Source organism: uncultured Campylobacter sp., assembly GCF_938031315.1.
Lineage (GTDB): Bacteria > Campylobacterota > Campylobacteria > Campylobacterales > Campylobacteraceae > Campylobacter_B.
Genome location: NZ_CALHHT010000101.1, coordinates 1 through 9,695, shown reverse-complemented (window position 1 = coordinate 9,695; position 9,695 = coordinate 1). Strand labels below are relative to the sequence as shown.

7 protein-coding genes and 1 pseudogene are annotated in these 9,695 nt (G+C 46.6%); all 8 read right to left on the bottom strand.

Annotated features, from left to right (window positions below; all coding sequences use genetic code 11):
- Positions 1 to 234: 234 nt before the first annotated feature.
- The gene (locus Q0236_RS02915) at positions 235 to 678 is read right to left on the bottom strand and encodes a GatB/YqeY domain-containing protein (RefSeq protein ID WP_297914932.1); all 444 of its coding nucleotides are present in this window, start codon (positions 676 to 678) and stop codon (positions 235 to 237) included.
- Between the two features lie 300 nt (positions 679 to 978).
- Positions 979 to 3,216, bottom strand: a complete 2,238-nt coding sequence (locus Q0236_RS02910; RefSeq protein ID WP_297914929.1) for a nitric-oxide reductase large subunit — start codon at positions 3,214 to 3,216, stop codon at positions 979 to 981.
- A gap of 144 nt (positions 3,217 to 3,360) precedes the next feature.
- On the bottom strand, positions 3,361 to 3,999 hold the full coding sequence (locus tag Q0236_RS02905) for a hypothetical protein (RefSeq protein ID WP_297914924.1): 639 nt from the start codon (positions 3,997 to 3,999) through the stop codon (positions 3,361 to 3,363).
- 41 nt (positions 4,000 to 4,040) lie between these two features.
- Positions 4,041 to 4,691, bottom strand: a complete 651-nt coding sequence (locus Q0236_RS02900; RefSeq protein ID WP_297914922.1) for a hypothetical protein — start codon at positions 4,689 to 4,691, stop codon at positions 4,041 to 4,043.
- Positions 4,692 to 4,836: 145 nt separating this feature from the next.
- The gene (locus Q0236_RS02895; protein WP_297914919.1) at positions 4,837 to 6,747 is read right to left on the bottom strand and encodes a transglycosylase domain-containing protein; all 1,911 of its coding nucleotides are present in this window, start codon (positions 6,745 to 6,747) and stop codon (positions 4,837 to 4,839) included.
- A pseudogene (gene maf, locus Q0236_RS02890) lies at positions 6,741 to 7,286 on the bottom strand (septum formation inhibitor Maf). The gene Q0236_RS02895 and the pseudogene maf overlap by 7 nt, the downstream one beginning before the upstream one ends.
- Positions 7,286 to 7,792, bottom strand: a complete 507-nt coding sequence (locus Q0236_RS02885; protein WP_297914916.1) for a hypothetical protein — start codon at positions 7,790 to 7,792, stop codon at positions 7,286 to 7,288. The pseudogene maf and the gene Q0236_RS02885 overlap by 1 nt, the downstream one beginning before the upstream one ends.
- Positions 7,789 to 9,695: alanine--tRNA ligase (alaS, locus tag Q0236_RS02880; RefSeq protein ID WP_297914913.1), on the bottom strand; the 1,907-nt coding region annotated here is incomplete at its 5' end. The genes Q0236_RS02885 and alaS, both read right to left, overlap by 4 nt.

Below are 9,695 nucleotides of genomic sequence, written 5' to 3'. Positions count from 1 at the left end.
ATGCCGTAATCTGTTCGGGCGTTTCGTTAGCCCCAGGCGCTACGTTTTGTTTGCACTGGCATCCCACAAGCAGGACGGCTAGTAAAACAGCGATAAATTTTTTCATGATGATCCTTTAAAATTTTAAATTAGCGTATGAATTCCGCAGCCAAAGCTCTATCTCAAAAAATTTCAGCGGCGAAATTTTACGCCGATACAATTTAGCCGTAACCGAAATTTAGCCTCAAACGCAGGCTACTTCAGTGCCACTTTGACCGCATCGCTCAACCGCTTGCCGTCCACGCTTGAGCCGAGCGCTTCCTTGGCGGCTTTCATCACGCGCCCCATATCCTTTGCGCCGCTCGCGCCGAGCTTGGCAATTAGCGAGCTGACGGCAGCGGCAAGCTCGGCATCGCCTAGTTGCGCAGGCAGATAGGATGCGATGATCTCGATCTCGCCCTGCTCTTTTTGCACCAGATCGTCGCGACCGCCCGCGCGATACTGCTCCACAGAGTCATTTCGGCGCTTGATCTCGCTTTGAAGTATGCTAAAGACGCGCTCGTCGCTAAGGCTGATGCGCTCGTCCACCTCGACCTGCTTAAGCGCGGCGTTAAGCATCCGCAGGCTGTCTCTGCGGAAGTGATCGCCGCTCTTCATCGCCGTTTTAATGTCTTCTAAAATTTGCTCTCGCACACCCATTTTCTACTCCTTGAGATTGAAATTTCGGTGGTAATTGTAGCAAATTTAAAATTTGGCTCGGGTAAATTTAAAAGGATAAAATTTTAAAATTTTAAAGATTGATCGCGATTTGCGGCTAAGCTTAAAGCTCGCGCGGATATCGTCCGCGGCAAAAGGCTCGCACGAGTGGAATTTGAGTAAAAATATCCACGCAAAAACTTGTGCGAATGGGGCATACGCGAAGTGCGCTAAATTTAAAAAGCCCCGCAAGAATATAAAATCCCTGCGGGGCAAAGCAAACGATAAGAGCTCGCGAAGGCTCTATTTAGCGCGTGAGAATATCATTCGCACGATTTGAAGTAAGAAGCATACGCTTCCTACCAAAAAGATCGTATCGCCGATGATGCGCGCCCAGCGGAGCCCGTAGAGGCTGTCTTTTTGCAAAAATTCCGCGCTTCTTGCGTACCACATACCCACATCGATCGCCGCGAATGCCTGTAAAATTCCGACAGGCAATAGCGAAATCAGCACCATCAGAAGCAGACCTGCATTTAGCGCCCAAAAGCCGATCTTCATAAGCGTATCGTCAAAGCTCTTTTCTCTGTAGATATACAGCGCCACGAGCCACACGAAGCCGAGCGCCAAAAAGCCGTATACGCCAAATAGCGCCGTATGGGCGTGCACCGCGGTGGTGTTTAAGCCCTGGATGTAAAATAGCGCAAGCGGCGGGTTGATTAAAAAGCCGAAAACGCCCGCGCCCAGCATATTCCAAAACGCTACGGCGATGAAGCAGTAAAGCGGCCATTTTAGACGCTTAGCCCAATCCTGCGCGAATTGAAGCTTGTAGTAATGAAACGCTTCCGAACCCAAAAGCACCAAAGGCACGACCTCAAGCGCCGAGAAGCTCGCACCCACAGCCATTATCGGCGTAGTGGTGCCCGCAAAATAGAGGTGGTGGAAGGTGCCAGGAATTCCGCCGATTAGGAAAATCGACGCGCTAGCAATCGAGGTGTAGGTGGCAAATTTCTTGCTTACTAAGCCCAAGGACGCGAACACGAACGCCAAAGACGCCGTCGCGAAAACCTCGAAAAATCCTTCGACCCAAAGGTGCACGACCCACCAGCGCCAATACTCCATCACAGGGATCGGCGAGCGCTGTCCGTAGAATAGACCCGCGCCGTAAAAAAGCCCCACGGCGATAACCGAAGCGGTAAAGATCGCCAATAAATTCTTATCGCCCTCGGCTCTAAAGCCCGCGATAAAGCCGCGAAGCACGAGCACCATCCAGATCACAAGGCCCACGAACAGTATTAGCTGCCAAATTCTACCTAGGTCTAAATACTCATATCCTTGATGTCCGATCCAGAAGCTGCTGCTTGGATCCATCTTGCCCGCAATCGCCATGTATTCGCCCGCGAAGCTGCCGACGACCAAGAAAAGAAGCGCGTAGAAAAGCACGTCCACGCCGAGCTTTTGAAATTTAGGATCTTTGCCGCCGTTGATGATCGGCGCTAGAAACAATCCCGCCGCCAAAAAGCCCGTAGCGATCCAGAAAATGGACGCCTGCACGTGCCAGGTGCGAGCTAGCGAGTAAGGGATATATTGCGAAATATCAAGCCCGAAAAAGGACTGACCCTCGATCGTATAGTGCGCAACAAAGCCGCCGATGAAGGCTTGAAATGCAAACAACGCAATCGCTACGAAAAGGTACTTGCCGAGCGCCTTTTGCGACGGCGTAAGCGCTAAAGCGGCGATCGGATCGGCGTTTAGCTTCGCAGGAGCCTCGAAATCCTCATCCTTTTTGCCGTAGAAATTTCCAAACCACACTAAAAGACCGATGCCGGTAAGCAAAATAACGAGGCTTGCGATCGTCCAAACGACGTTTTCCGTGGTAGGGACGTTGTCTATCAGCGGCTCGTGCGGCCAGTTATTGGTATAGGTCGCCTCTCCGCTCGGACGATCCGTAGAAACCGCCCACGCAGTCCAAAAGATGAAATCCACGAGCTCGGCGCGGTGTTGCTCGTTTGCGAGCGTGTTTTCCTTCATCGCGTAATCCTCGCGAAGCTTTTTAAAGCGCGGATCGTTTCCGAAAACGCCCATGTACTCGTCTTTTACGACCGCCATAGCTTTCAAGCGATCATCGCTTAGCTTGACGGTGCCGTCTTTTACGGTGTTGGTGCGATACTCGGCCTTGGTAAGCGCCTTGATCTGCGCCTTTTGCTCGTCATTTAAGGCATCAAATTTAACACCGAAACGCTCCTGTGCCTTGATATCCATAAACGCAACTAGCTCCTTATGCAGCCAATCCGCGCTCCAATCAGGCGCCTGATACGCTCCATGCCCCCAGATAGAGCCTACCTGCATACCGCCGATGCTCTGCCAGGCCTCCTGCCCGCGATAAATGCGCTCGGTGCTGATTAGCTCAGCTCCGCTAGCATCGGTAAATTTTACCACCGGCGGAGACTGCCTATACACCTCGCCGCCGTAAAAACCCAAGAAACTAAAGCCCACGATGAGTACCGCTACAAGCGTCATCCAGAGCTTTTTAAATTCTGCCATTTTCACTCCTTTAACTGAAATTAGGAGAGAATTTTACCTATTTAAATTTCGATAAGCATTGAGGCTCGTCAATAAAAAGATAAAATTTATCTGCTTAAGCTGGAATTTATTAAAGTATACTGAAATAAAGGGTTTTAAAAAATTTTATATAAAATTTATATCTATAAATATATCCCTTACCTCGATATTATCAAGATTTAGATTTAGTTTGTCTTTTAAATACTTTTTCAAATTTACTCGTTCATACTCACTTAACATAGTTAGCGGAATGGCAAAATAATTACTATGAGTGCTATCTAATAAAATTAGAACATTTAAATTTATGCTATCTATTCTTTTTAAAATTTTAAGTACACTAAAGCAAATAATATTGAGCGGATGCAGAGCGTATGATAAAATTAGCAAGAGAAATTTTTTAAATCTAGTTATATTGGCATTGTATTTGCACGCGTCTTCAATCACGAGTCCAGAAAATTTATAAATAGCGATTTTATCAAAATTAGAAGTCTTTACACTTTTATGTATCGAATATACATCATTATAATTTTTGCATAAAGAATTATATTCTATTCTATCGGAATAGAAATTTAAAAATTTATGTTTATTAATAAATAAAATTCCTACCAAAAAAGTAACGGCTCCTAAAAATTGATATGCCCAAGCACTTCCTCTGCAGAAAAATAGGAATATAACTAATATTAAATAGCATTCTGTGCTGATTTTAGTCCAATAATCTTTGATCATAAAAAGCGGCATTTCCGATTTATAACTTTGAAATTCCATACGATAATACTCCAAATTTTTAATTCAATACGCCGCTCTTTTCATTGACTTTGCTCTGCATCTTTCACTCCTTTTAAATAGAAATATATTTTGTAAACAAATTCGAATGTAGACATTAATATTACGGAACCCGAAAGAGAAAAACCGGATTGAAAGAAAATGATATATCCAAAAATTGAAAATCTACTTTGAAATTCCGGCATAAAATGGCTTGTTCTTATGCTTATACCGCTGCTTGCAAAATATCCGGTATAATAAACCTCAAACATAAAAATACCAAGACCAAACATAAACGGAAGCAACAAAAACGGGCAATCGTTTTCACACTTCTTTTTTGAAAGCAATATAAAATCATCATCATATCTGCAAAAGTAAATATAATAAACCAATGAATATAAGCTAGAAACCGCAAAAATAATAATCCCGTATATCCACATAATACTAACGTAAAATTCAGAAAGTTGGGTGTATGGGCTAATACTACCGATAATTTCGATATTTGGAAAATAGCTTTTCATAAAATTTACGAAATTTAAGCACACAGGAGAAATATCTAAAATATTTTTAGGAATTATAAAGGCGCTAAGAGAATATAAAAAATATATAAAACATAATTTCGTAAAAAATTTGCCGAATTTTACACGAGTATTTTCTATTCTTATCTTTTTACTTTCAAATGCTAAATCCTGCAATCTTAACCCCTAAATAAAATGATTACGCATTTTAGCGCCTACAACCTTAAACAAACTATAAAATTAGCATATTTATGTTTGTGTAATAAACGCAATTCATGCAAGGGCTTCCGAAAGCGGATCAAATTTAGATTTGCATCCAAATTTAAAACGATCCGTCGCTGCTACTTTCGCGGGGTTTAGGAAGCGGCGAAATTTTAGTGTAATACTCCTCCTTGCCGTTGTATGAGCTGCTAAAGACGCCGTCCGGAACCGTGAAATTTCGTTTAGTTTGCGGATACTCTTTGAGGTAGTTTGCTAAAAAGCGCGCAAAGACAGGCGCTGCGGTGCGTCCGCCGCCCTCGACCTTTCGCATCGGTTTATAATCGTCGTTGCCGTACCAGATGATGATCTGTAGATCGGGCGTAAAGCCGCAAAACCATGCGTCTATGCTGTCGTTTGATGTGCCGGTTTTACCCGCGACGTCGATGCCTTGCACGCGCGCGCGAGTGCCGGTGCCGCGCTGGACGATGTTTTTCATCAACGTCGTCATCAAATATGCCTGCTCCGGGCGCAGCACGCGGCGGCGCTCGGGCTCTACGTAACGAGTAGTGCCGTTTTGATCGGTGATCGAGACGATAAATTTAGACTTCGACGTGATACCGAGCCCCGGAAACATCGAATACATCGTCGAGTACTCAAGCGGCGAAATTCCATAACTGCCAATCGCTACGGAGAGCGCAGGCGGAACGTTTTTAAAACCGAACTCGTCCAGCTTTCTTACCGCGCGCTCGACGCCGATAGCCTGCATTAAATTTATCGTGGCTAAATTTCGCGAGCGCGTGAGGGCTTCTTTTACCGTGATGTAGCCGCTATAGGTGCTGTCGTAGTTTTTAGGCTTCCACGTTTTACTGCTGCCGTCTTCAAACTCCCTGGCGATGTCCGGAACCTCCGTCATCGTCGAATACCCCATATCAAGGGCGATCTGATATATAAACGGCTTGAAGCTCGAGCCGGTTTGGCGCTGCGACTGGCTGGCGCGGTTAAAATTTGATTTAGCGTAATCCACGCCGCCGACGAGCGCTAGAATTTCGCCGTTTTGCGGATGCGTGACGACCATAGCGCCGTTTACGTTGCTTGCGTTAGCGTCTTTGTTGCGCTTAAGAATTTCGTTGTAGCCGAAAATCAGCGCCTCTTGCGCCATCTCCTGCGCCTTTAGATCGAGGCTAGTTTCGATGCGATATCCGCCCGTGCGGACATCGGGGATCAGCTTCTCGGCCTCCTTTATGATCTCGTCCACCGCGTATGGGGCTACGTTTTGTGTGAGCGTCTCGTCATAGACTACGGGCCGCTCGGCCATAGCGATCTCGTATTCGGTTTTATTGATCCAGCCGAGCTCGTGCATTCTATAAACGACATTGTTCGCGCGCGAAAGCGACAGATCCAGATGTTTGGTCGGATCGTAGCTACTAGGCGCCTTCGGTAAGCCCACCAAAATCGCGATCTCTTTAATGCTAAGATCTTGCAAATCCTTTTTGAAATATCCAAGCGCCGCCGTACGGATGCCGTAATATCCGTGCCCGAAATACACCTCGTTGAAGTAACGCTCTAGAATTTGTTCCTTGCTTAGGGCGTTTTCTATCTTAAGCGATAGGATCGCTTCTTTGATCTTGCGATCAAGCTTCTTTTCGCTCGAAAGAACTAAATTTCGCGTGATCTGCTGCGTAATCGTGGAAGCGCCTTCGACGAATTTCATAGCCTTGATATCTTTTATGATCGCTCTGAAGATTGCCTCGACGTTCACGCCGTTGTGCTCAAAAAACGCCGTATCTTCGATAGCTACGAGAGCTTCGATCACGCGACCCGGGATATCTTCGTATTTGACGTAAATTCTATTTTGCTCGTTGAATACGTTTGCAATCAGATTGCCGTTGCGATCGTAAATTTTAGTCGTGAGCTCTGGATGATAATTGATTATGGAGTCCGATTCTAAGCGGATCTGCGAATAGAAATACAAAAAGATGCCGCCTGCTGCAAACGCGCAAACCGTAATAAAACTAAATAAAATTCTTACCATATAAACCTCTTTAAAATTTCCAGATCAAGCCCCATCGCGGTAAATTTAGAACCGCGCGAGCTTAGGATATATTTTTCATTAAAGCCCTCGATGCTCATCGCACCCGCCTTGCCGCGCCAATCTCCGCTAGCGATGTATTCGCGCAGATCGGCCTCGCTAAATTTATCAAATTTATAGCTCGCGACGCTTAGAGCGGCAAGCTACAAGTTTTTACTTACGAAGATCATCGCGGTATAGACGCTGCTAACCGCGCCGCTTTGAAGCTCTAGCATCCGCAAAGCATCCGCTTCGTCGCGCGCCTTGCCCAAAATTTGATCGCCCGCGACCACGGAGCTATCGGCAAACAGCACTCTATCATAATTTTCATAAATTTTAAAAAACTGTGCCTTTTTGCTAAGCGCGACGCGGTACGAATAGCTGCGGGCATCCTGCTTGCTAATGCCGCTTTCGTCAAAATCGAAAGGGATCTGGATAAATTCCACGCCGCCCTCTTTTAAAATTTGAGCGCGAGTTGGCGAGCCGGAAGCTAGATAGATCATCAAAATTTTCCTATCGTCACGCCCAGATATACACATATCAGAGTTATCGCGACATTTAGCGGGATGAAATATTTTACGACGATGATCAGATGCTCGTTCGCCTCAAACTCATCCTCTGCGGCTACCGCCTTTTTAAAGGATAAAATTTTATAGTGGATATAGGCGAAATTTAAAACGATAAAGCCCGCCGCTACCCACAACGTCGTCGTTACGCCCTTTACCATCGGATCTGAAAATTTAAAATCGCTCCCGTTTGATAGAAAAAATCCGCTAATGCAAACAAGAGCTAGAAATATCGCGAAGCACTGCTCGTAGCGCCTAAAATAGCGCATTATCTCGTTAAATTTAGCGCTCAAAGGCTTGCTTTCGTGCTCCTGCTCGCGCATAAAAGCTCTAACTACAAAGATCACGCAGACTTGAGCGCAAACCAAAAAAATCACGCTTAAAATGTGAATCAGCGGCAAAATTTGCGAGGCTTTGACGAAGCTTGAGTCGATCTCGTTCAAATTTTACCTTTTGCGTAAGAGATCGCCTCTTTGATCGCTTCTTCGATTTTTAGCACGTCCCTGCCGCCTGCGGTCGCAAAATCATCGCGTCCGCCGCCGCCACCGCCTAAAATTTGCGCTGCTAGCTTAACCCACTCGCCAGCTTTGATCGGCGCGTTTTTAACGCCTGCCGCGATTGAAATTTTGCCGTCGGTGCCTACTTGCATCAGCATTATCGCCGCCTTTTCGTGGCTATTTTTAAACTCGTCGATCATAGTTTTGATATCGCCGCCGTCCACTGCCGCGACGCAGAGCTTGACGCCGTCGATATTTAAAAACGCTAGCGCGTGTGAGTCGCTTGCATTTTTCGCGGCCTCGCGCAGCTCTTTGATCTCGCTTTTTAGCTTTTTGATGCCCAAAATCGGATCGCCCCCTTTTAGCTCGGCTTCGATTCTACTCATCTTATCGCGCAGATCCTGGCTAAATTTAACTACCTCTTGCGAACAGATCGCCTCTATCCTGCGCACGCCCGCGCTTACGCCGCTCTCTTTTAAGATCAAAAATGCGCCTATTTCGCTTATATTATTCACGTGCGTTCCGCCGCAAAGCTCCTTGCTTACCTTGCCGAAGCTTACTACGCGCACGTCCGCGCCGTATTTTTCGCCAAAAAGCGCGATTGCACCGCTGTTTTTAGCGTCATCTATATCCATAATCTCAGTTTTTGCCGCACAGCCCTTGCAAACGGCGTTATTTACAAATTCCTCGATTTTAGCTAGCTCCTCGTCGCTAAGTGCCTTAGGATGCGAGAAGTCAAATCTTAAGCGGTCCGCCTCGACTAAGCTTCCTGCTTGAGCGATATGAGCCCCTAGCACCGCACGAAGCGCCGCGTGCAAAAGGTGCGTCGCGCTGTGATGACGTGCAATCTGCTCACGCTCCTCAGAAACCTTGAGCCCGACGATATCGCCGATTTTCAGGTTACGATTAAGGCGCAAGTGGGATAAATTTAGCCCATAAAATTTCTGCGTATCAAACACATCGGCTATGGACTCCACTTCGCCGCTATCGCCCGTCTGACCGCCGCTTTGTGCATAAAACGGAGTGATATCAAACATCGCCCATCCGATATCGCCAGCCTTGAGCTCATCCACTTCCGCAAAATCCTCGTTAAGTAGCGCTAAAACCTTGCTCGTGCGGCTAAGCTCTTCGTAACCGCTAAATTTATTCTCACCAAATTTCTCTAGCAGCGCCTTAAAATCGCCACGGACGTTTTTATCGCCACTGCCCTTCCATGCGGCTTTAGCTATCTGCCTTTGCTCGCTCATAAGCGCGTCAAATTTAGCCTCATCCACGCGCAAATTTTTCTCGCGCAGCATATCGGCGGTCAGATCGAGCGGAAAGCCGTAGGTATCGTATAACTTAAACGCGACCTCGCCGCTAAAAATTTCTTTAGTGCGCGCAAGTTCCTCGTTAAAAAGCTCGATGCCGTTTGCAAGAGTGGCAAAAAACCGCTCCTCTTCGAGCTTGATCTGCTCCTTTACGACCTGCTTTTTCTCGTTTAGATAGGCGTAGTGCCCGCCCATCAGCTCGCATACTTTATCCACGAGGCGGTGCATAAAGGGCTCTTTGATACCGAGCAGATAGCCGTGGCGAACGGCACGGCGCAGAATTCTACGCAAAACATATCCCCTACCCTCGCGATTAAAATTTGTTCCCTGGGCTAGCAAAAACGTAACCGAGCGGATATGATCGGCGATGACGCGGTAACTCGCGCCGCCTTCATAAACGTAAGGCTTGCCGCAAAGTTTCGCGACCTCGTTAATTAGCGGCATAAAAAGCGAGCTGTCATAGTTGCTAAACTTGCCCTCCTTAATCGCCGTGACGCGCTCAAGCCCCATGCCCGTGTCGATGCTAGGCTTTGGAAGCG